Origin of the sequence: Sinorhizobium psoraleae (assembly GCF_013283645.1) — a bacterium.
Taxonomy (GTDB): Bacteria; Pseudomonadota; Alphaproteobacteria; order Rhizobiales; family Rhizobiaceae; genus Sinorhizobium; species Sinorhizobium psoraleae.
The window spans coordinates 1,526,054-1,546,618 of the sequence record NZ_JABEKV010000001.1 but is presented as its reverse complement, the minus strand read 5'-3'; the positions used below and the strand labels follow the sequence as shown (position 1 = coordinate 1,546,618).

The following is a 20,565-nucleotide window of genomic DNA, read 5'->3' as shown; positions in this document are numbered from 1 at the left end:
CTGTCACGCGGACGAATCCTTTCTGTTGCAATATCGAGGCGGCGGAACTTCAAGGAATGCATCGACTGGGCAGCAGATAGCGGCGGCAATTCCCGGGAGGAGTAAATGTCCGTTTTGTCGACCATGCCTCCGCGCAAGCTCCGGATCTTCGCCTTCGACCCGAGCATGGGGCGGCGACACGAAACGCTGCCGCTCAACGAGGTGATCGTTTCGATCCCCTGGGAGATGGACAAGCTCGATCCCGGCATGCCGTTCGTCGGGCCCGTCGGGGAATATATCGAGGTGATCGACTTCGATCCGTCGCTCGATCTGGTTTACGCACCGGTCAACCTGCACGATCCCGGCCTGCTTGCCGACAATGGCCTGCGACCGGCGGAATGGAACCCTCAATTCCACCAGCAGATGACCTATGCGGTGGCGATGAACACCATCGCCAATTTCGAAAGCGCACTCGGCCGGGTCGCACTCTGGGCGGCGCGCGACCGGGACGAGAAGGGCCGGTGGATCAATCCGCAATATGTCCAGCGGCTGCGCATCTATCCGCATGCGCTGCGCGACGCCAACGCCTATTACAGCCCCGAGAAGAAGGCCCTGCTCTTCGGCTATTTCGCAGCCGGTGAAGGCCAATCGGGAGCACCCGCCGGCACCATTATATTCACCTGCCTCTCCCACGACATCATCGCCCATGAAACGTCGCACGCGCTGCTCGACGGCATGCATCCCCGCTTCAGCGAGGCGACCAATCCGGACGTGCTCGCGCTGCACGAGGCCTTCGCCGATATCGTCGCGATCTTCCAGCATTTCTCCTATGCGGACGTGTTGAAGGATCAGATCGCCCGCACGCATGGCGACCTCGAAAGCCAGAACCTGCTTGGCCAGCTCGCCCAGGAGTTCGGTCAGGTGCTCGGCCGCGGAACGGCGCTGCGCGACGCGCTCGGCGGCTGGAAGGACGGCGTCTGGCGGGCGCACGAGCCCGATCCGAGGCTTTTGCGCGAGACGGAGGAAGTGCATGACCGCGGCGCCATCCTGGTGGCTGCCGTGTTCCGGGCATTCCTGTCGATCTACCGCGCGCGCATATCCGACCTGCTGCGCATCGCGTCGAGCGGCACGGGAATCCTGCCGGCAGGCGCGCTGCATCCCGACCTCGTCAACCGGCTGGCGCGCGAAGCATCGAAATCGGCCCGGCACATCCTGCAGATGTGCATTCGCGCGCTCGATTACTGCCCACCGGTCGACGTTACGTTCGGCGACTACCTGCGCGCGATCATCACCGCCGACCACGATCTCTTTCCCGAGGACGAGCACAATTATCGCGTCGCGGTGATGGAGGCCTTCATCGCCTGGGGCATCGTTCCGCGCGACATGCCGATCGTCTCGGTCCAGACGCTGCTCTGGCCGACGATGGGCGAAGCGGCCGCCGACTACAAAGCCGCGTTCTCCCGTTTGACCGACCTCAAGGGCGAGGTCGCCTATCTGCTTTCGCGCCCGCTCGAAATGATCGATGAGCTCAAAACCCGCGGCGACTTCACCGACAGCGAGGGCCAGAAATTCCTGGACGGTCTGGACCGCACCGCACGGGAAATCTTCGAGGAGCTGAACAAGGCGATGGGCAACCGCCTGCCGGAGACCGCCAAGCGGCCGAAATCGTCGCTCCGGGAAATTCTCAGCCGCAACCTACTGGAGCTCGGGCTCGAGGCAGACCGCAAGGTCGAATGGCTGGCGCGCGACCTCTACGGGCGGCTGTTCTGGGGGCTCATCACGGAAGCCAAGAACGCGCCGCTTCGCGACATCATCCGCATCAGGACGGATGCCGACGCTCCGGCGACCGTCAGGCGCAGCAAGATCGTCGCTGGCCCTGCAATCGAGGTGCACAGCGTTCGCATGGCCGCACGCCGCGGCAATCGCGACCAGATCGAGCGCGAATATGTCGTCGAGCTGACGCAGACCCGCCACGGCTACCTCGACCCGAAGATGCAGGAGGCGGCGGACAAGGGCAAGCCGCCGAAAGGCCCTTACGATTTCTATTTTCGCCGTGGCTGCACGCTACTCATCGATGCCGAAACCTTCGAGATCCGGCGGGTCATCCGCACACCCGGCGACATTTGCGACGATGCAGAGCTCGAACGAATGCGCGCATATCTCACCAGACAGGCGCGGAGCCGGGAAAACGCCTTCACCGCCGGCGGGAGCAAGCCTGTCCGACCGGAGATTTTCGCTCATCTCCACCGACAGCGGAGCTAGCCGACGAGAGAATTGAGCGGCCTGCCGTCCGTCAACGCATTCGAGGAGGAACCGATGCCCAGAATGCAGGCACCCGCGTCCGGCGTCACGGCACGCATGTATCGGCAGGGCCATGGCGACTGCTTTCTTCTGGCGACGCCAAAGGCAGACGGAAGTCCCTTCTACATGCTGATCGACTGCGGCCTGTGGACGAATTCCGAGGTCAAGCCCGAACAGACGATCGACAAGGTGATCGCCGATATCGCCGAAGCCACTGGCAATCGCCTGGATCTGGTGCTGGTAACCCACGAGCACATGGACCACGTCAACGGCTTCGCGGCGAAAGACCCCGCGACAAGAAAACCGTGCTTCGACGCGATCGAGATCGGCGAACTCTGGCTTGCCTGGACCGAGGACGATGATGATCCGTTTGCCAACAGCCTGCGGGAACGTTTCCACGATACGTTGCTCGCTCTGATGGGCGCCGACGAGCGCCTTGATCGCGCGGGCTTCGACGTCCATTCGCCGAACCGTACGATGCTGCGCGATCTCCTCTCCTTCGAGACGGGAGAAGATGCGGCCGACGAACTTCGCGAACGGCTGAAAGAGATCAGGCGTCGCCACCCCGCCCTCTCGGCCCGAAGGCAGGGAGCGCTCGCCATCGAGGGGATCACCAATAAGCGCGCCATCAAATACCTGCGCGGACGGATCGCCGGTGATCCTGTTTTCCTGCGGCCGGACCATGACCCCTACGAGTTGCCGGGCGTCGAGGGCGTGCGCGTCTACGCGCTTGGACCGCCGCGCGATGTCGAACTGCTGCTTTCGCTGGAGCCGCAGGGCGAGGAAGAGTTCAGGCTGTCGGCCGACGGCCCGACACTGAGCCTCCTCGCGGCTACGGTCGAGGGCGACTCGGAAAGCGCCAGGCGCTCTTTCGATCCGCGCTTCGGCATTTCCCGCAGGGACGTTGAACGGAGCCGCGACAAGTTCCTGAAGGCGTTCTTTGTCGACCACTATGGCGCGAAGGGCAAGAGCGGCCCTACCGGCTGGAGGCAGATCGACAATGACTGGCTCGAGAGCGCGGAAACGCTGGCCCTCAGATTGAATGACGAGGTGAACAACACCAGCCTGGTCATCGCCATCGAGCTCCGGGGGACCGGCAAGGTGCTGCTCTTCACCGGCGACGCCCAGCGCGGCAACTGGATCTCCTGGGCGCCGCTGAAATGGACGGCCGATGGCAGAACCGTGACCGCGCGCGACCTTCTCGGTCGCACGGTGCTCTACAAGGTCGGCCATCACGGCAGCCACAATGCGACGCTCGACGGCAGCGCGGCGGCGGATTATGCCAACCTTTCCTGGCTGGCAAGCGAGGCCTTCCAGGACGAATTCGTGGCGATGATCCCGGCCAATACGGCCTGGGCGGCGCACAAGGACAGGCCGTGGGAACATCCGCTCGGCTTCATAGAGGACAGGCTGAAGCAGAAGGCCCGCGGCCGCGTCTTCCGCAGCGATCTCGACCGGGTCGCAAAACCGTCTGACGTCAGCACCGCAGAGTGGCAGAAATTCGAACGGGTCGAGACCGACCTCTTCTTTGAATATACCGTGGCCGACAGCCCGGCGTGAGCAATATTCGGAGAACCGTCATGGTCAGAAGCGTGAAACCTTTCCTGATGTTCCAGGGCGAAGCCGAGGCAGCGATGAACCTCTATCTGTCGCTGTTCTCCGGCGCGAAGATCGTAAGCATCAATCGCTACGGACCGGGTGAGGTTGGCCCGGAGGGTTCGATCATGCAGGCGGAACTGTCGATCGCCGGTGAAACCATCATGTGCATCGACAGTCCGGTGAAACATGAATTCGGTTTTACGCCAGCCTTCTCGCTGTTCGTCGACTGCGACAGCGAGGACGAACTCGAACATCTTGCTTCGGCGCTTGCGGAAGGTGGTGGGGTGCTGATGCCGCGCGCCAATTACGGCTTCAGTCGTCAATTCACCTGGATCAACGACCGATATGGCGTCTCCTGGCAGTTGAACCTGCCGTAGGCGCTGGTTACAGGAACCGCGCGGCACGGCAGAGCGTTCTCATCCAGCCTATTAGAAGAAATTCAGGACCAGGACGATGGAAGAGACCCTCCGGCGCTTCTTCGCGCGATACGAAACCATGGCCAATCGGGTGCTTGCCGACGAAATGGATGTCGGCGAGACGACCTTCGCTTTCGCCTCCGAGTTCATTGCCGCCTCGCCTGCAGGCGTTCTGGCGGGCAAGAACGACGAGAGCCTGAAGGTATCGATGGCACAGGGCTATGCCCGCTATCGCGCGATCGGCACCAAGGCATTGAAGATCCGCAAGACCACGATCACGCCGATCGACAATCAGCACTTCCTCGTCAGGATCGATTGGCGCTCCACCTACGATATGAAGAGCAGGCCGGACGTCACCATCGATTTCGAGGTCCACTATCTGGTCCAGGTGCGCAACGACGAGCCGAAGATCTTCGGCTGGATTAGCGGCGACGAGGAGGCCGTGCTCAAGGAACACGGCATCGTCTGAGCGCACGCTCCCTCAGAGCGCGGAGTCGGGCGTCTCGATCCGCTCCCAGCTTTCATCGAGCTGGTTGCGGAACCAGGTCATCTGGCGCTTGGCATATTGCCGCGTCGCTGCTGCCCCGGTGGCGATGACTTCCTCCTCGCTGATCTCGCCTCTCAGCATCGCTGCGATCTGCTGGACGCCGATCGCCTTCATCACCGGCATGTCGGGCGAGAGGTCGAGCGCAAGCAGCGCGCGCACCTCGTCGACAGCGCCGCGTTCAAGCATGATCTCGAAGCGCCGATCGATGCGGCGGTGCAGGACGGCGCGATCCGGCAGCACGACGATCTTCCGCGCACGGTCGGGGTCGACGATCACCGGGCCACGGTTCTGCTGAAAGAAGTGGATGGGCTTGCCGGTCGCCTCTATCACTTCGAGCGCCCGTACGATCCGCTGCCCGTCGCCGGGCCGCAATTGCGCGGCGGCTTGAGGATCGCGCGCGGCAAGCTCCGCATGGAGCGCCTCGGCGCCCTCCTCCTTCAGCCGCGTGCGCAGCCTGTCGCGGATCGCAGCCGGTACCTCCGGCATATCCGAAAGCCCGCCCGTCAGCGCCTTGAAATAGAGCCCGGTGCCGCCGACGAAGACAGGCAGCCGCCCCTCCTTGCGCAGCCGCTGAACCAGCGCCTCTGCCTCGCGCAGCCAGACACCGGTCGAATAGGCCGCGCCCGCCGGCACGTGTCCGTAGAGAAAATGCTCGATGCCGCCCATCTCCGCCTCGTCCGGCCGGGCAGTCAGGACTTTCAGCGTGTCGTAGACCTGCATGCTGTCGGCATTGACAACGACGCCGCCATGCCGGCGCGCAAGCTCCACCGCAAGCGCGGACTTGCCGCTGGCGGTCGGCCCGGTTATCAGGATCGCGTCCGTATCTCTTTCAAGGTTCTTGATCATGGCTCTCGTTGCCACGCTTATCGCCAATCCGTCAAATCCTGTTCTGACGCCTGCGCTGGCGGAAGCGGCGGCGAGCGCTGTAAAGGCGTCCGGGGTCTATTGGCTGGCGGACGGCGTCGCCTGCGACATCGCGCTCACCGACGGCACCGATCCGAACGCGGCCGAGGCGCGTCTGCGCGCTGAGGTGAACGGTTTCGCGGTCGACGTCGCTGTGCAGGATGCCGAAAGCCGTCGCAAGAAGTTCCTGATCGCCGACATGGACTCCACCATGATCGGCCAGGAATGCATCGACGAGCTTGCCGCCGAAGTGGGTCTGAAGGAAAAGGTTGCCGCGATTACCGCCCGCGCCATGAACGGCGAAATCGCCTTCGAGCCGGCGCTGATCGAGCGGGTAGGTCTGCTGAAGGGCCTGCCCGGCAGTGTCATCGCCGAGGTGATCGCCAAACGCATCACGCTGACGCCCGGCGGCCGCGAGCTGATCGCGACCATGAAGGCCAAGGGCCACTACACCGCCCTCGTTTCCGGCGGCTTCACCGTCTTCACCGGCCCTATCGCTGAAAAACTCGGCTTTGACGAGAACCGCGCCAACGTCCTGATCGAAAAGGACGGCATGCTTACCGGCGAAGTCGCTCACCCGATCCTCGGCAAGCAGGCCAAGGTCGATGCGCTCATCGATATTTCCCGCAGGCTCGGCATCTCGACCGCGGAGGTGATTGCCGTGGGCGACGGCGCCAACGACCTCGGCATGCTTCAGCTTGCCGGCAGCGGCGTGGCGCTGCACGCCAAGCCGGTCGTTGCCGAGCAGGCGAAGATCCGCATCGACCATGGCGATCTGACGGCCCTCCTTTACCTCCAGGGCTATCGCAAGACGGATTTCGTCGCGTGATCATCCGCGAGACCGACAGGCTGCGCATTCGCGGCTGGAGCGAGACCGATCGCGATCTCTTCGCCGAGATCAACAGCGATCCGAAGGTCATGGAATTCTTCGCCTTCCGCCGCAGCCGGCTGGAATCTGACGCACTGTTCGAGCGCATCGGCCGCGGCATCAGCGAAACCGGCTTCGGCTTCTTTGCGCTCGCCTTGCGCGACAGCGACACCCCGATCGGCTTCTGCGGCCTCGCGCTTACCGATCTGGAACCGCATCTGCCGAACGGCACGATCGAGATCGGCTGGCGCCTCGCCCTGCCCTTCTGGGGCAACGGATACGTGACCGAGGCGGCAGCGGCACTGCTCGACTACGGCTTTGCCGAGCGGCGCCTCAGTGAAATCGTCTCCTTCGCCGTGCCCGCGAATACCCGCTCCACCGCCGTGATGAAACGGCTCGGCATGCGGCCGGACCCGAGCCGCGACTTCGACCACCCTCGCGTGCCCGACACGCATGCGCATCTGAAACGACACGTGCTTTACGCGATCACGGCGGACGAGTGGACGCGGCATGCCGCGGAAGCTGGCGTCTAGCCATTCGGCCCCCGCACCCGATCCCGCATCAGCCCGTCGCCTGCTGAATCGCGATGAACGGCGGCGGTCACTGAACCAACGGGTTCCCCGAAATGCTATCCTGATGCGCGAACATCAGAATCAGGTGCTTTCCAAATGCTGCATTCTGCAGGCTTTGATTTCGAGGTTGAGGCGAGAAGCCCGGACAATCCGCCAATGGTTCTTCTTCATGGCAGCAGTGGACGAGAAACTGATTGGACCGATTTCGCCGAGCAGGTTGCTCCCAACTCCACATGTTTCAGAGTCCGCGGTCCGATCGCTTGTGAGCACGGCTTCACCTTCTTCCGACGTAATCGGGATCGGAGTTTGAGCTTGGAGGAACTAACCGACAGAGCGGCAAAGCTCTGCATGTTCATAGAGACGATAACGAGAGAATACAGGCTTGCCCAACGTCCGCTTATTGCAGGCTATTCGAGTGGGGCTATCATCGCCGCAGCCGTCGTGTGCCGTCAGTGCACCCTTACGTCCGGAGCAATTCTCCTGCGACCGCAGTCGCCGGACCCGCAAACGCCTTTTCCGAAATTGGAGCGATATCCAGTGCTCATCCTAGCCGGAGCACATGATGATCGCCGTGAGCGTTACGATGCGCCGGTCATAAAGGAGCAGTTCCGCACTGCCGGGGCACACGTCGCCTACCACCTGCTGGACGCGGGGCATGATTGGGAGCCAACGGGGTTAGACAGAGCGCTTTCGAAGAAATGGTTTGCGAGTTTGTTTTCAGGAGGCAAGCGGGAAAACGCGCTTGTCTAAACCAAACAGCGACCTCTTGGCGTCGGAAAAGACGCCAAAAGGTCGCTGCAGTCTGCGAAGATCAGCCGCGATGGTCCTGAAATGACTCAAGAAAAAGCCATCGCGCCAAAAGGCAGCCCGCCGCTATTCCACCCGCACGGTGACGAAGCGCAGCTCGCCGGTCTTGTTGGCGATCATCAGAAGCGCGTTGCGGCGGCCATCGTTCTTCAGTTTCTCGACCCGCGCCGAAACATCGTCCGGGGTGTCCATTGCCTCCTGGCCGACCTCGACGATCACGTCGCCGACCGCGACGCGGCGCTCGGCCGCGGCGGAATTCGGCTGGACTTCGGTCACCACCACGCCTTTGACATCATCGGCAATGCCGAAAGTCTTGCGGCGACCCTCGTCGAGCACCGCGAGCTTCATGCCGAGCACGACGTCGCTCGCCGGCAGTTGGGCCGCGGGCGGCTCATTCGGCTTGACACCCTCGCCGTTCTGGCTCACCGGGGCATTTGCAAGACGCTCGCCATCCTCAAGACGGCCAAGCGTGATGTGAACCGTCTGCTCCTTGCCGTCGCGAATGATGACCACGTCGACGGCCTTGCCGACAGGGCTCTCGCCGACCGCACGCATCAGATCCCGGATCTCCGCCACATCCGTTCCATCGAAGCGGACGATGATATCGCCTGCCTTGATCTCGCCCCTGGTGATCGGTCCGCCTTCAATGATGCCGGAGACAAGCGCGCCATGCGGCGTCTCCATCTTCAGGCTTTCGGCGATATCGTCGGTGACCGGCTGGATGCGGACTCCGAGCCAACCGCGGCGCGTCTCGCCGAATTCCTTGAGCTGGGTGACGACGTTCATCGCCAGTTCCGTCGGCACGGCGAAGCCGATGCCGACCGACATGCCGGTCTGCGAGAGGATCGCGGTGTTGATGCCGATCACCTCGCCCTGCATGTTGAACAACGGCCCGCCGGAATTGCCGCGGTTGATCGCCGCGTCGGTCTGGATGAAGCTGTCATAGGGACCGGCATTGATGTTGCGCCCGCGCGCCGAGACGACGCCGACCGAAACGGAAACGCCGAGGCCGAACGGATTGCCGACGACCATCACCCAGTCGCCGATCCTGATCTTGCGCGAGTCGCCGAAGGAGACCGCCTTTAGCGGCTTCTTCGGCTCGACCTTGAGCAGCGCCAGATCGGTCTTGCTGTCCGTGCCGACCAGCTTCGCCTTCAGCTTTGTGCCGTTCGCGAAGTTGACCTCGATATCATCGGCGTCCTGGATGACGTGGTTGTTGGTGACGATGAACCCTGTCGGATCGATAATGAAGCCAGAACCAAGCGAATTGACTGTTCGCGGCCGGTTACCGTCGCCGCCGGGCCCCCTGAAGAACTCGTCGAAGAATTCCTGATGCGGCGATCCTTCCGGCACCTGCGGCATCGGCGCGTCGTCGTCATCGCTCTTGACGTTCTGGGAAATGGAAATGTTGACGACGGCGTCGAGCAGACCTTCGGCGAGGTCGGCAACGGATGGCGGTCCGGCTGCCGGTCGCGAGGTTGCCGTCTCGGCGAGTGCCGTGTTGGAAAGAAGCAGTGCCGTCGCGGCCGCAAGCACCAGGCCGCGGAAGAATTCGGGTCGTGTCGACAAGTCGCTAGGCTCCTATTATTCCTCTTGGATCACGCCGGCCCCGGGGATTGTCACAATCGGGGACTGCCGCGTAACCGATTCTCTTCAACTGAGCGCGATGCGCCGCTGCCGCGGCCCCGCACACAAGCGATCTTCCCTTGAAGATACGGCGGAATTCCGGAGCGTCCAAACACGATTTCCTGATCCGCCCCAGGAGAACCGAGCGTCGGCGATTCCGGCCTGCACCCGCTTCGCACCATTCAGCCGGTGATCTCGTGCCCGTGATCCTTCAGTGCCTGCACCGCTTTTTCAAGATCGGACCCGGCGACGAAGACATAGTCGGTGCTGAAGGTCGAATTGGCGAAGACGCCGACACCAGCCGCCGAAAGCGGCCGCAGGACCGAAGACAGGACACCCGGCACGTCGAAGCTGAAATGCTGCTCGATGCGGAAGCAGCGCCATCCGAGCGAGCTCTGCACGCTCGACGGTACGCGGGCGGCGCGACAGACCAGCGTCATTTCCTCGCGCGAGCTGGACACCGTCCAGAAACCCGGCCCCGGCAGCCACTCCGGTATCGCGGACCCGACATTCAGACGGGTAATGGCATATTCGGCATCGATCAGCCGGATCAGCAGTTTATGTGGCATTTCGCATTATCCTCGAACCAACCATACAAGTCCGACGCCAGCCGCCACCGAAACGAGCCCGGCCAGTCGGAGCTGATGCTCCGGGACATACGGCAAACGCTTCGCCAATTCCACCAAAACCAAAGGGGCCAGTGCGTACACCAGCCCCTCGATGATCAGGAAGAAACCAAACCCGATCAGAAAGTCGGACATTGTCCGCTCAGTCCGCGACAGGGGGTTGCGTCGCCGGCGCTGGCGCGCCGACACCGTTTGCATCGTTGAAATAACGGAAGAATTCCGAATGCGGCGACAGGATCACCGTCGTGTCCGGGCTGCCGATCGACGCCGCATAGGCCGACATCGAGCGATAGAACTCGAAGAAGCCGGGATCCCTTGCAAAGGCATCGGCGAAGATCTTCGTGCGCTCGGCTTCGCCCTCACCGCGCAGGATTTCCGAATCACGCTGAGCCTCGGCGACGATCTCGACGACCTGGCGGTCGGCGATCGCGCGTCGGCGCTGGCCTTCCTCGTTACCGCGCGCGCGGATCAGTTCCGCTTCCGCCAGACGCTCGGCTTTCATCCGGTCGAAGGTCTGTTGCGAGACCTCCTGAGTCAGGTCGGTCCGCCGGATGCGCACGTCCTCGATGTTGAGGCCAAGTGATTCCGCGTCGGCCCTCAAGTCTGTCCGCACCTCGCGCATCATCGATGCGCGTTCGTCCGAAAGGGCCGCCTCGAACCCTCTCAAACCGTAGACGCGGCGCAGCGACGCATCAAGGCGGGTCCTGAGCCGCGCCTCGGCCGACTCGCGGTCGCCGGACACCGTCTCGCGGAAGCGGCGGGGATCGGCGATCTTGTAGACCACGAAGGCGTCGACCTCGTAGAACTTGCCGCCGGAAACCTGCACGCGGATATTGTCGAGGTCGAAGCGGAGCGCCTGGTCCTCGACATATTGCACGCGATCAGCATCCATGAAGGCGAACGGCAGCTTGAAATAGAGGCCCGGTTCCCGCTTGACGTCGCGGATCTCACCGAAGCGCACGACGATCGCCTGCTGGCGCTCGTTGACCACGAAGATCGACGAATAGACGACGACCAGCACCGCGGCGAGGACGATCAGGATGATTGAGCTGCGATTGTTGATCATTGTACGCCTCCCGACTGCGCCGGCCTGCCGATTTCGTTAAGCGGCAGATAGGGCAGCACGCCCTGCCCGTTCCTTTCGTCGAGGATGAACTTCTTCGACTTTCCAAGCACGCCCTGCATGGTTTCGAGGTAGAGCCGCTTGCGCGTGACTTCGGGAGCCTTGGAGTATTCGTCGTAAACCGAGACGAAGCGCCGTGCCTCGCCCTCTGCTTCCTTGACGACGCGGTCCTTGTAGGCGGCCGCCTCTTCGCGGATCTGAGCGCCCTGACCACGCGCCTTGCCGAGCACCTGGTTGGCGTACTGGTTGGCTTCCTCGACGAAACGGTCTTCATCCTGTTCGGCGCGCTGCACCTCGTCGAAGGCATCGGCGACTTCGCGTGGAGGCGCAGCATCCTCGATTGCGACCGTGTTCACGGAAACGCCGGCGCCGTAGGCGTCCATCGTCGCCTGGATCGTGTTCTTCACGTCGGCGGCGATCGCCTGGCGATTGTCGCGGAAGATGTCCTGCGCCGGACGCCGGCCGACGACCTCGCGCATTGCGCTTTCGGCCACCTGCTGCAGCGTATCGGCCGGGTTCTCGACATTGAAGAGATAGGACTTCGGGTCGGTCACCGAGAACAGCACCGAGAACTGTACGTTGACGATGTTCTGGTCACCGGAGAGCATCAGCCCGGCATTGGACTGACCGGCGGTGCGTCCGCCGATATTCTGCTGCTGCTCCGTCACCTTGACGAACTCGACGGTCTCGAGCGGCCAGAAGTGATAGTGGAGGCCCGGCATCGAGATTTCTTCCTTCGGCTTGCCGAAGCGCATCTCGACGCCGCGTTCGTCCGGCTGGACGGTGTAGATCGAGTTGAGCAGGATGAAGCCGACGATCAGGAGGCCGACGATGACGAAGACGCCGCCGTTGAAGCCGCCCGGGACCACATTCTTCAACTGGTCCTGACCGCGCCGGATGATCTCCTCGAGATCCGGCGGCCCGCCTCTGCCGCCTCGCGGGCGATTAGGCCCTTGGCCCCATGGCCCTTGATTGCCGCCGCCGCCCCACGGGCCGCCGCCGCCGCCATTCTGATTGCTCCAGGGCATCAAAACCTCTCTTACAAGAAAACTCTTTCGCCGACCGCCGCAGGCATATGCAATCGGTCGCGATGTGAACCCGTTATAGGTATCACATGCATTGCTTTCAACGCGATACGGCCGAGTTCACCGTAAATGGGTTAAAATAGTTGGCAGACCCGCCGCCGGAACGGGTGAGAGCGGGATGGGGGAGGAAAACCGCTTCCACTTTTCCTCATTCCGGCTTCTTGGCCATGCGCGGAATGCGGGCGGAAAACCGCTTCGCACTTTTCCTCATTCCGGCCTCTTGGTCTTGCGCGGAACGCGGGCGGAAAACCGCTTCGCACTTTTCCTCATTCCGCTGCCTCGCGCCGACGCCAAGTCACGAAATGCATCGCATGGCTGTCCTTCTCGCCGCGCGGCAGGTCCTCCTCGAACACCTTTTCGAAGGTCACCGGATCGATCGCCGGAAAGCGCGTGTCGCCGTCGACTTCGGCATGCACTTCCGTCACGTGCAGCACGTCCGCGACGCCGATAGACTGGCGATAGATCTCTCCGCCGCCGATGATGCAGATCTCGCCCGCGCCGATCGCCGCCGCGTGTCGGCGCGCCAGCTCGAGCGCCGCCTCCAGCGACGACGTGACCTCGGCCCCTTCCGCCGCGAAGTCGCGATTGCGGCTGATGACGATGTTCGGTCGGCCCGGCAGCGGCCGCCCGAGCGAGGCCCAGGTCTTCCGCCCCATCACGACCGGCTTGCCGATCGTCAGTGCCTTGAAGCGCTTGAGATCGGTCGAGAGCCGCCATGGCAGGTCGCCCTCGCGCCCGATCACCCCGTTGGTAGCGACAGCGACGACAATCACGATTCTCGGGTCGGCGCTCTTTTCGGTCTTTGCGTCAGTCATGGAAACCACTCGGCTTGCTGTCGATCTCGCGCGCACGCTCCAGAGCCGCCCGGTCGGTCACGACGCGAATGTAGCGGTCGATCACGTCGCTTTCCGGCAGGATCTTGCGCATCCATTGCAGCGCGCTCGCCAGCAACAGATCGGCCGCGCTCATGGTCTCGCCGAGCAGATAGGTCTGGCCGCTCAGGACGCCGATAACGTGGGCGCACATTTCGCTGTAGAGCCTGGCGAGCGCCGGGTTGTTGACGGTGACGCCGGAGATATGGGCAAGCGCCGTCGGCTCGATGACGCCGGCATAATAGGCGAGCCAGGAAAGATAGGCCCCGCGATCGGGATGGCCAGGCGGCCGGCCGAGGCTGCAATCCGGATAGAGGTCGGTCAGATATTGCACGACGGCGGCCGACTCCCAGATCACCGCGCCGTTGTGCAGAAGCGCCGGCACCTGCTTGTGCGGATGCGGATTGTTCTCGTCCGGTCCGCCCGAGCCGTCCCATCGACGGATGTTGACGTAGCGGATCTCGTATTCGGCGCCGATTTCCTCGAGCAGCCAAATGATGCGCGACGAGCGCGAGAGCGGCGCATGGATAAGCGTCAGCATCGAAACCTCCCTGTTCCGCCGGAACGCCGGCGGCCATATTGGGAAACGCCGCCCACCGCCCAGACGAACGCGGAAGGAAGCTCCCGGTTTTTCAGTTCCAGAACATCGAGGCCGCTTCAGGCAATTTCACCTGACGCCACGCGCCTGCGCCGATCGACGCAAGCGCCGCCGGAAGCAGCCTCATCTCGTCCCATTCTAGACGGCGACCGGCGCCTTGATATGTGAATCGGCTTCGTAGCCGACGAGCGTAAAGTCTTCGAACTTAAAGGAGAATATATCCTTTACTGCCGGATTGATGCGCATTTCCGGGAGCCGCTTCGGCGTTCGCGTCAGTTGCAAGCGCGCCTGTTCGAAGTGGTTGTGATAGATGTGGGCGTCGCCGAGCGTGTGAACGAAATCGCCGGGCTTCAGCCCCGTCACCTGCGCCACCATCAGCGTCAGCAGCGCGTAGGAGGCGATGTTGAAGGGAACGCCAAGAAAGATATCGGCCGACCGCTGGTAGAGCTGGCAGGAGAGCTTGCCGTCCGCCACGTAGAATTGAAACAGGCAGTGGCAAGGCGGCAGCGCCATCTCGTCGACCAGCGCCGGATTCCAGGCCGAAACGATGTGGCGTCGGGAATTCGGATTGGTCTTCAGGCCCTCGATGAGGGTCGCGATCTGGTCGATGTGCCCACCGTCGGGTGCCGGCCAGGAGCGCCACTGGTAACCATAGACCGGCCCGAGTTCGCCCTTCTCGTCCGCCCACTCGTCCCAGATGCTGACGCCGTTTTCCTTAAGATAGGCGATATTCGTTTCGCCCTTCAGGAACCACAGGAGCTCGTGAATGATCGAACGCAGGTGCAGCTTCTTGGTGGTCAGTACCGGGAAGCCTTCCGACAGGTCGAAGCGCATCTGGTAACCGAAAACCGATCGCGTGCCCGTGCCCGTCCGGTCGCCCCGGTCGGTTCCCACTGTCATCACATGTTCGAGGAGATCGAGATATTGCCGCATGCTTCTTCGCCGACGATTCGTTCGCTTCGCTCAAAATAGGACGAACCCTCCGGCGAACCAATGGCTACGGTGCGTTTTCCCGCAATTTGATGTCCGAACTTCGAGCAGCGCTATGCATGGCCTCCGCCCATGCTGGCGACGGCTGTCAAGGGAACGCAGCAGAGGTTCCCCGCGTTCTTGAACAAGAACGCTTGCGCGGGTCCACCCGGATCATGCCCGAAACCGCACTCGTTTTTGTTTTTGGCACCTTGAAGAGAGGCTTTCCGCTGCATCGGCGAGGCCTCGCTCGGGCGCGCTTTATTGGTTTTTATCGGACAACCAGGAAATATCCGATGCTCATTGCGGGGCCGTGGCTCGCTCCGATGATGCTGGATGAGCCGGGCCAAGGTCATCACGTCAGGGGTGAGCTTTATCAAGTCGATCCGGCCACCCTCCATCGACTTGATCGGCTGGAGGCGGTAGGGCGGCCGGGGAATTTTCGAAAGCTGATCAGTGTCGTGCCAGCGAGATCCGGCGCAACTTGCGACGCATTCGCCTATCTCAAAGCCAGATTTTTGGCTTCACCCGCACACACGGGATATCTCAGTTCCTATGACGACAGGCGCTTCGTGCCGCCGTGGCGGCGCTGAGGTTTATGTGTTTCGGAGCAGCGCCCGCCGCCCGTCCGATCATTTCGCAGGGCGCCGGTTGCCGGCGTGATCCTGGTATTGCTCGTTTCTCACTGCCTTTTCATCGAGGCCACGCGCATCGGAATGCTGCGCCTTGTCTCGGTTGGAAAGAACGTCGTTCTCACCAAGAACGCCCCTTTTCACTTCGGTCTGTGCGCCGCTGCCTGAACCTTTGCCTTTGTCCGGCTTTCCCACATGCTTGCGACTGGCGTGAGCCATGATCCGTCTCCTTTCACTATCTCGGATGGCGCTAAGAGAAGTCTTAGCCTCAGTTCTCTGCACCCTTGTGATGCCTGCTTTCCTGGTTCTTTCCGCGCGTCATGCTGCGTTCGTCCGGCTCGCGTGCATCGGCGTGCTCGGTATCCAGTTGCCCGCCCTTGCGATGAGCCTTTCGCAAGGCGGCGGAGCGCTGGAGCTTCTCCGCGGCGTCGAAATCCTTGCCGGCGTTCGACGTATCCTCGCGGCCCTGAAGCACGCGCTGTTGCTGTTCGTGCGTCTTCTTGCCGACCATTGCCTTTCCTCCTATTTATTCGTCCGGCCGCGCTGGCGCGGGTTCGCACCGCCCTGCGTGGTCGTATCGTTCTCGACATCGCCTTCGATGGTGTTGCCGCGCTTCAGCATCTCATAGTCGGATGGTCCCTGGATGCCCTTGCTCCGGCCGATCCCGGGATCCTGCTTCAGATCCTTGTCGCTGGGGCGGCGTGTCTTCGGATGCTTGGAAGATGTCATCGGACTTCCTTCCGTATCTGCCCTTTCGTGTTCTGCTGGTCATGTTCAACCCGACCCGCGTAGGCGTTTCGGCCGGGCCACATCTACTGGCTTAACCCGGCGGCCCCGCGAAGGTTCCGAGATTAGCGGCAAGCCCGGGGCCGTTTTCGAGCGCGCTGGCGGGATTTTCTCGGCCAAGCGACGAAACAAACTCGGCCGCCTGGGGTTAGAACTTTTGAGATATCAACGATCGACCGCGAGAGAGGTGTGACCCATGAGTGCGACAGGCCTCGATGTCTTCGACAAGACCCTGCAAACCACCAATATCTGGCTCGGCGAGATCATGGAGCATCATGGTCCGGACCGGAAAGTCGCCTGGCATATATTGAACGTCGTGTTGAGGGCGCTGCGCGACAGGCTCCCTCCGGAGATGGCCGCCCATCTGGGCGCGGAGTTGCCGCTGCTCGTGCGGGGCGCCTACTACGATCAATACCGACCCAACCATCGGCCCGACAAGGCGACGCGATCGCTCGACGAATTTCTTCAATGTATCACGGATGGGATGAAACCTGGCCGTCCCGTCAATCCCGTCGAAGCCACGAAATCGGTATTCCAGGTTCTCGCGCGGCACATAGATCTCGGTCAGTCGGTAAAGGTGCGCGACACGCTGCCGAAGGAGATCCGTGCTCTCTGGCCCGACAATGTCCCCGCCAAGGAGCAGGCGTAACACGAAACGGTAAGGCGGCTCCCGCCGCCTTCCACTTGGTCTCCGGATTGGCAAAATCAATTGCGTTGGCGATCCCGGATCGTTCGGCCGGGATCACGAAAAAACTCCGCAACTCAAACGCTACCGCCTTTGCCCGTCCGAGGGGACACGCGGTGTATAGCCGAAACCGGGAGAATCCCTGCGGATCAGAGGACCTGGAGCTTGCCGAGGTTCTTGGCCACCAGGTAGTAGAACGTCACGCGTGACTTGGTGCGGTCGTCCGCCATCGCCTTGGCTGTGGCAGCGATTGCCGCGTCCGCGTCCGCACCGCCGACGCCGAGCTTCTTTTCACACCACTTCTCCTTGACGCGCTCGAGCTCCTTGGGGTCCGAGGCCGAAACGAGAGACGAATCCTTGTTGCGAAGGGCGATGCCGAGATGGCGCACGATCTTGTTGACAACAGCTTCGTCGGCGCCGCTGTCGTATTTCTGCACGTCTGCGAGATAATCAGTCATGATGCCTCCAGTTTGCACTTGCTCTCAAGCTGCTGCCCTTTTCGCGAACCGCGTGCAGCAGCGGGAGTTTTTCACGCTGATCGGGTATGTCAAGGCGTTTCGGTAAGGGCCGCATCCGGGATAATATATCTGTCATATTCTCCCTCGCGGCCCTTTTCTTGGACTGCGGAAAGACCTATATGACGTGTGCCGTCTTCGGGCGGCTATGGCAATAAACGGGCGATGCAATAAACCCATTGGACCCGGGGGCGGTACCCGGCGCCTCCACCAAAAACCGGCCTGGAATTTCGGACCGGCTTTTGATGGGGGCGAAATAGGATCGACAAGGGCGTAAAGATCGACTTTTTGCTCGGCATTGTACCACCGTTATCGGGCTAAACTTATAGTTGCAAACGACAACTATGCTGAAGCACGTCTCGCTGCCTAACGGCGGTGCGGCACTTCAAATCAAGTCCTTCCGGGTAGCACCGTAAGGCGGGGTCCGAAGGCACCTGGCAACAGAAGCCTTCACCTTCTCCCCTGTCGCGAAATGGTCTATAGATGCTTGATAATTGACTCGTCATAAGCGGACGGGGCAAAGGAGTGTCCGTACAGCGCTGCATACCGCTTCGGTGCGCAAGAGTCGCTGTGGTGTGACATTGCAGCAGTTGAGTCTAAGAGAAGACGGGGATCATATGGGCCAGGACCACATACGCTACGACATTCTGGCGCAGGACGCGCTTCGCGGTGTCATTCGCAAGGTGCTGGCCGAAGTCGCAGCCACGGGTCATCTGCCCGGCGACCACCATTTCTTCATCACCTTTCTGACCGGCGCTCCCGGCGTACGCATCTCGCAGCATCTGAAGGCGAAATATCCTGAACAGATGACGATCGTCGTTCAGCATCAGTTCTGGGACCTGAAGGTCAGCGAGGCCGGCTTCGAGATCGGCCTCTCCTTCTCCGACACGCCGGAGAAACTTGTCATCCCCTTCAACGCCGTCCGCGGCTTCTACGACCCGTCGGTCAATTTCGAACTGGAGTTCGACGTCGCCGCCGCCGAGGAAGAAGAGGAAACGGCCGAGATCACCGCCTACCCGGTCAGCGAAGGTGACGACGAACCCGCCGAGAAGAGCACTGAAAAGCCGGCTGAACCGAAAAACAGCGGTGCCTCGGTCGTCTCGCTCGACTCCTTCCGCAAAAAGAACTGACCGATACGGAGGCGGCCCATGGCCGGCGAGATCGTCAACCTGCGCCAGTTCCGCAAGAAGCAGGCCCGCTCCGAGAAGGAAAAGCAGGCCGAGCAGAACCGTGTCGCCTTCGGCCGTACCAAGACGGAAAAGTCGCACACCCGCGCCCTGAACGAAAAGGCGTCGAAGAAGCTCGACCAGGGCCGGCTGGAAACGCCGGCCATCGCGCGTTCGGCGGACGGCGTCCCCGACACGGAAAAGACTTGACCGGCACCATGCGTCTAAACAGACGGTCGCGGCATCAGCCGTGTCATCGGCAACCCTGAAAAACGATTCGGGCGCAAAGACTTGAGCCGAATTCCGGAATCGGAGTGCCAACGCCTTGAATCGGTTTATGAGCGATGACGATCGTCAAGCATTCCGCCACCCTGCACGGACATAGAACGAGCATTACCCTCGAAGAACCGTTCTGGCAGGAATTGAAATCGATCGCCCAGAGCCGTGGCATGCCGCTTGCCCGGCTGATCGCCGAAGTCGACGATGGGCGCGACCCTGACGGCAATCTCTCCTCGGCGCTCCGCGTCTACGTCCTCGCCTGGGTAAAATCGCACGCTACTGCATGATTCCTTAAATCGGAATCGATTTGAGGATAGATCATGCAGCAATTCAAAGCGTTACAGCGACCATTGTGCGTCTTAGAAGATGCACGGCGCTGTAAGGCAACCGAAGCCCCCTAACGACGCTGTAGTGAGCTGCATATGGATCAGCGCCCTGCCAGCTGCCACGGCTGACCGTCCTCTCCTGTGCGGTCCGCGCGCGGCCGGGCGTCGAACTCCGCAAAACCGCTGCGCAATTGCTCGGCCATGGCGCGTATGTCGCCTGGCATGTGCGAGTGCTCCATCATGCAGATACAGTTCCGCCCGGCGCCCTTGGCGAGATAAAGCTGATCGTCGGCAATCTTGAAAATGTCCTCGTAGACGGCCGGATAGGTGAAGAGGGCAATGCCGATGCTGACGGTGACCGCATCTGCGCAGCCGCCTTCCGGCAGCCCATCCTCTGCGACACCAAGGCGGATGCGCTCCGCCAATCCGCCGACCACGCCCGCATCGGTCGAGCGCACGAAAACCCCGAATTCCTCGCCGCCGAGCCGCCCGACCACGCCGTCCTCGCCGATGGCACCGCGCAGTACCGCAGCAATTGCGACGAGCGCCGCATCGCCGGCAAGGTGGCCATGGCAATCATTGATCTTCTTGAAATGGTCGGCATCGAGGATCAGGAGCGCCGATGTCGGCGGAAACGGCGTGAGATCCTGCTTCGCGAAAAAATCGATGACATCAGCAGTGAAGGCGCTGCGGTTGAGGCAACCCGTCAAGCCGTCATAGCGGCTTGCCTGCACGAGGAGCCGGTTGGCCAGCGCCAGTTGCTGCATCTTGACGCCGATGAAGGCAAAGAGCGGTATGGCCAGAAGCAAGGGAATGTAGAACGCAAGCCTGAGCGTCGTGGCCATCACCTCCGCACCAAAGCGGGCAGTGCAATAATAGGTGATGAGCATGGCGATCACCGTGCAGCCGACGGTGCCACCGAGGGTACAGTTCACGATCCAGACGACTGCGCGGCGATGAAGCCCAAGCTCAAGCGATTTCATCTCGCAACCCCAGTTGTAGGCACATTGTGTCCCGAGGGATGCTAATGCGGCTTCAAGTGGGCCACTAAAATTCTAGGGATGTTTGCCGATTTTTGACGCTAAGGGGTGAATGCGGGCGGGAGACCGCTGCGCACTTTTCCTCGTCCCGATTTGCTTGCTTAACGCGGATGCGGGCGGAAAACCGCTCCGCACTTTTCCTCACCCCGATTTGCTTGCTTGACGCGGGATGCGGGCGGAAAACCGCCCGCACTTTTCCTCACCCCGATTTGCTTCCTTGACGCGGGATGCGGGCGGAAAACCGC

26 protein-coding genes and 1 other RNA gene are annotated in these 20,565 nt (G+C 62.0%); 13 read left to right on the top strand and 14 right to left on the bottom strand.

The features are described 5' to 3' along the window. Positions 1-105 precede the first annotated feature (105 nt). The 4 genes from ILFOPFJJ_RS07115 (at position 106) to ILFOPFJJ_RS07100 (ending at position 4,764) form a co-directional block, all read left to right on the top strand. On the top strand, positions 106-2,241 hold the full coding sequence (locus ILFOPFJJ_RS07115) for a gluzincin family metallopeptidase (RefSeq protein ID WP_173509823.1): 2,136 nt from the start codon (positions 106-108) through the stop codon (positions 2,239-2,241). Between the two features lie 54 nt (positions 2,242-2,295). Beyond that, positions 2,296-3,840 (top strand): MBL fold metallo-hydrolase, encoded by a 1,545-nt coding sequence (locus tag ILFOPFJJ_RS07110; RefSeq protein WP_173509822.1) that lies wholly within the window; start codon positions 2,296-2,298, stop codon positions 3,838-3,840. 20 nt (positions 3,841-3,860) lie between these two features. Then, the gene (locus ILFOPFJJ_RS07105) at positions 3,861-4,256 is read left to right on the top strand and encodes a VOC family protein (RefSeq protein WP_173509821.1); all 396 of its coding nucleotides are present in this window, start codon (positions 3,861-3,863) and stop codon (positions 4,254-4,256) included. Between the two features lie 76 nt (positions 4,257-4,332). Next, positions 4,333-4,764 (top strand): DUF6841 family protein, encoded by a 432-nt coding sequence (locus ILFOPFJJ_RS07100; RefSeq protein ID WP_173509820.1) that lies wholly within the window; start codon positions 4,333-4,335, stop codon positions 4,762-4,764. 12 nt (positions 4,765-4,776) lie between these two features. On the opposite strand, the gene miaA is transcribed toward ILFOPFJJ_RS07100, so the two are convergent. Further along, positions 4,777-5,688 carry a tRNA (adenosine(37)-N6)-dimethylallyltransferase MiaA gene (gene miaA, locus ILFOPFJJ_RS07095; protein WP_173509819.1) on the bottom strand — a complete coding sequence of 304 codons (912 nt, stop codon included), beginning with the start codon at positions 5,686-5,688 and terminating at the stop codon, positions 4,777-4,779. Here miaA and serB point away from each other — a divergent pair. The 3 genes from serB (at position 5,687) to ILFOPFJJ_RS07080 (ending at position 7,935) form a co-directional block, all read left to right on the top strand. Continuing rightward, on the top strand, positions 5,687-6,574 hold the full coding sequence (serB, locus tag ILFOPFJJ_RS07090; RefSeq protein ID WP_173509818.1) for a phosphoserine phosphatase SerB: 888 nt from the start codon (positions 5,687-5,689) through the stop codon (positions 6,572-6,574). The two genes, miaA and serB, sit on opposite strands and share 2 nt — an antisense overlap. Next, positions 6,571-7,146 carry a GNAT family N-acetyltransferase gene (locus ILFOPFJJ_RS07085; RefSeq protein ID WP_173509817.1) on the top strand — a complete coding sequence of 192 codons (576 nt, stop codon included), beginning with the start codon at positions 6,571-6,573 and terminating at the stop codon, positions 7,144-7,146. The genes serB and ILFOPFJJ_RS07085 overlap by 4 nt, the downstream gene beginning before the upstream one ends. A gap of 135 nt (positions 7,147-7,281) precedes the next feature. Next, positions 7,282-7,935, top strand: coding sequence for an alpha/beta hydrolase (locus ILFOPFJJ_RS07080; protein ID WP_173509816.1), 654 nt, complete (start codon positions 7,282-7,284; stop codon positions 7,933-7,935). Positions 7,936-8,058: 123 nt separating this feature from the next. On the opposite strand, the gene ILFOPFJJ_RS07075 is transcribed toward ILFOPFJJ_RS07080, so the two are convergent. The 8 genes from ILFOPFJJ_RS07075 to ILFOPFJJ_RS07040 form a co-directional block, all read right to left on the bottom strand. Next, the gene (locus tag ILFOPFJJ_RS07075) at positions 8,059-9,561 is read right to left on the bottom strand and encodes a Do family serine endopeptidase (protein ID WP_173509815.1); all 1,503 of its coding nucleotides are present in this window, start codon (positions 9,559-9,561) and stop codon (positions 8,059-8,061) included. A gap of 239 nt (positions 9,562-9,800) precedes the next feature. Continuing rightward, on the bottom strand, positions 9,801-10,187 hold the full coding sequence (locus ILFOPFJJ_RS07070; protein ID WP_173509814.1) for an ACT domain-containing protein: 387 nt from the start codon (positions 10,185-10,187) through the stop codon (positions 9,801-9,803). Positions 10,188-10,193: 6 nt separating this feature from the next. Beyond that, positions 10,194-10,379 (bottom strand): DUF2065 domain-containing protein, encoded by a 186-nt coding sequence (locus ILFOPFJJ_RS07065; RefSeq protein WP_173509813.1) that lies wholly within the window; start codon positions 10,377-10,379, stop codon positions 10,194-10,196. Positions 10,380-10,386: 7 nt separating this feature from the next. Beyond that, positions 10,387-11,310 (bottom strand): protease modulator HflC, encoded by a 924-nt coding sequence (hflC, locus tag ILFOPFJJ_RS07060; protein ID WP_173509812.1) that lies wholly within the window; start codon positions 11,308-11,310, stop codon positions 10,387-10,389. Further along, positions 11,307-12,395, bottom strand: a complete 1,089-nt coding sequence (hflK, locus tag ILFOPFJJ_RS07055; protein ID WP_173509811.1) for an FtsH protease activity modulator HflK — start codon at positions 12,393-12,395, stop codon at positions 11,307-11,309. The genes hflC and hflK overlap by 4 nt, the downstream gene beginning before the upstream one ends. A 323-nt stretch (positions 12,396-12,718) precedes the next feature. Next, positions 12,719-13,267 (bottom strand): dihydrofolate reductase, encoded by a 549-nt coding sequence (locus ILFOPFJJ_RS07050; RefSeq protein ID WP_173509810.1) that lies wholly within the window; start codon positions 13,265-13,267, stop codon positions 12,719-12,721. Continuing rightward, entirely contained in the window at positions 13,260-13,865 is a 606-nt protein-coding gene (locus tag ILFOPFJJ_RS07045) for a glutathione S-transferase family protein (protein ID WP_173509809.1), read from the bottom strand. Before ILFOPFJJ_RS07045 ends, ILFOPFJJ_RS07050 begins: the two co-directional genes overlap by 8 nt. A gap of 195 nt (positions 13,866-14,060) precedes the next feature. Further along, a complete protein-coding gene (locus ILFOPFJJ_RS07040; protein WP_173509808.1) occupies positions 14,061-14,855 on the bottom strand; it encodes a thymidylate synthase in 795 nt (264 codons plus the stop codon). 116 nt (positions 14,856-14,971) lie between these two features. Between ILFOPFJJ_RS07040 and ILFOPFJJ_RS07035 the strand changes: the two genes are divergently transcribed. Next, positions 14,972-15,484: a gamma-glutamylcyclotransferase family protein gene (locus ILFOPFJJ_RS07035; RefSeq protein WP_246299483.1), complete on the top strand. Its 513-nt coding sequence runs from the start codon at positions 14,972-14,974 to the stop codon at positions 15,482-15,484. Positions 15,485-15,523: 39 nt separating this feature from the next. Here the strand turns inward: ILFOPFJJ_RS07035 and ILFOPFJJ_RS07030 are convergent, their stop codons facing one another. The 3 genes from ILFOPFJJ_RS07030 to ILFOPFJJ_RS07020 are packed head-to-tail and all read right to left on the bottom strand — an operon-like array spanning position 15,524 to position 16,252. Beyond that, a complete protein-coding gene (locus ILFOPFJJ_RS07030) occupies positions 15,524-15,742 on the bottom strand; it encodes a hypothetical protein (protein ID WP_173509807.1) in 219 nt (72 codons plus the stop codon). A gap of 49 nt (positions 15,743-15,791) precedes the next feature. Beyond that, positions 15,792-16,034, bottom strand: a complete 243-nt coding sequence (locus tag ILFOPFJJ_RS07025; RefSeq protein WP_173509806.1) for a hypothetical protein — start codon at positions 16,032-16,034, stop codon at positions 15,792-15,794. A gap of 11 nt (positions 16,035-16,045) precedes the next feature. After that, positions 16,046-16,252: a hypothetical protein gene (locus ILFOPFJJ_RS07020; RefSeq protein ID WP_173509805.1), complete on the bottom strand. Its 207-nt coding sequence runs from the start codon at positions 16,250-16,252 to the stop codon at positions 16,046-16,048. Between the two features lie 253 nt (positions 16,253-16,505). Between ILFOPFJJ_RS07020 and ILFOPFJJ_RS07015 the strand changes: the two genes are divergently transcribed. Beyond that, a complete protein-coding gene (locus ILFOPFJJ_RS07015) occupies positions 16,506-16,958 on the top strand; it encodes a DUF2267 domain-containing protein (RefSeq protein ID WP_173509804.1) in 453 nt (150 codons plus the stop codon). A gap of 185 nt (positions 16,959-17,143) precedes the next feature. Here ILFOPFJJ_RS07015 and ILFOPFJJ_RS07010 read toward each other — a convergent pair whose 3' ends face one another. Then, complete coding sequence (locus ILFOPFJJ_RS07010; RefSeq protein ID WP_173509803.1) at positions 17,144-17,452, bottom strand: DUF2853 family protein; 309 nt, start codon at positions 17,450-17,452, stop codon at positions 17,144-17,146. A gap of 149 nt (positions 17,453-17,601) precedes the next feature. Here ILFOPFJJ_RS07010 and ssrA point away from each other — a divergent pair. From ssrA to ILFOPFJJ_RS06990, 4 genes are all read left to right on the top strand, one after another. Continuing rightward, positions 17,602-17,964: a transfer-messenger RNA gene (ssrA, locus tag ILFOPFJJ_RS07005) on the top strand. A gap of 162 nt (positions 17,965-18,126) precedes the next feature. After that, positions 18,127-18,639: an SspB family protein gene (locus ILFOPFJJ_RS07000; protein WP_173509802.1), complete on the top strand. Its 513-nt coding sequence runs from the start codon at positions 18,127-18,129 to the stop codon at positions 18,637-18,639. Positions 18,640-18,657: 18 nt separating this feature from the next. After that, positions 18,658-18,885: a DUF4169 family protein gene (locus ILFOPFJJ_RS06995; protein WP_173509801.1), complete on the top strand. Its 228-nt coding sequence runs from the start codon at positions 18,658-18,660 to the stop codon at positions 18,883-18,885. A gap of 134 nt (positions 18,886-19,019) precedes the next feature. Further along, complete coding sequence (locus ILFOPFJJ_RS06990; RefSeq protein ID WP_173509800.1) at positions 19,020-19,241, top strand: ribbon-helix-helix domain-containing protein; 222 nt, start codon at positions 19,020-19,022, stop codon at positions 19,239-19,241. A 140-nt stretch (positions 19,242-19,381) separates the two neighbouring features. Here the strand turns inward: ILFOPFJJ_RS06990 and ILFOPFJJ_RS06985 are convergent, their stop codons facing one another. After that, entirely contained in the window at positions 19,382-20,263 is an 882-nt protein-coding gene (locus ILFOPFJJ_RS06985) for a GGDEF domain-containing protein (protein ID WP_173509799.1), read from the bottom strand. Positions 20,264-20,565: the final 302 nt, after the last annotated feature.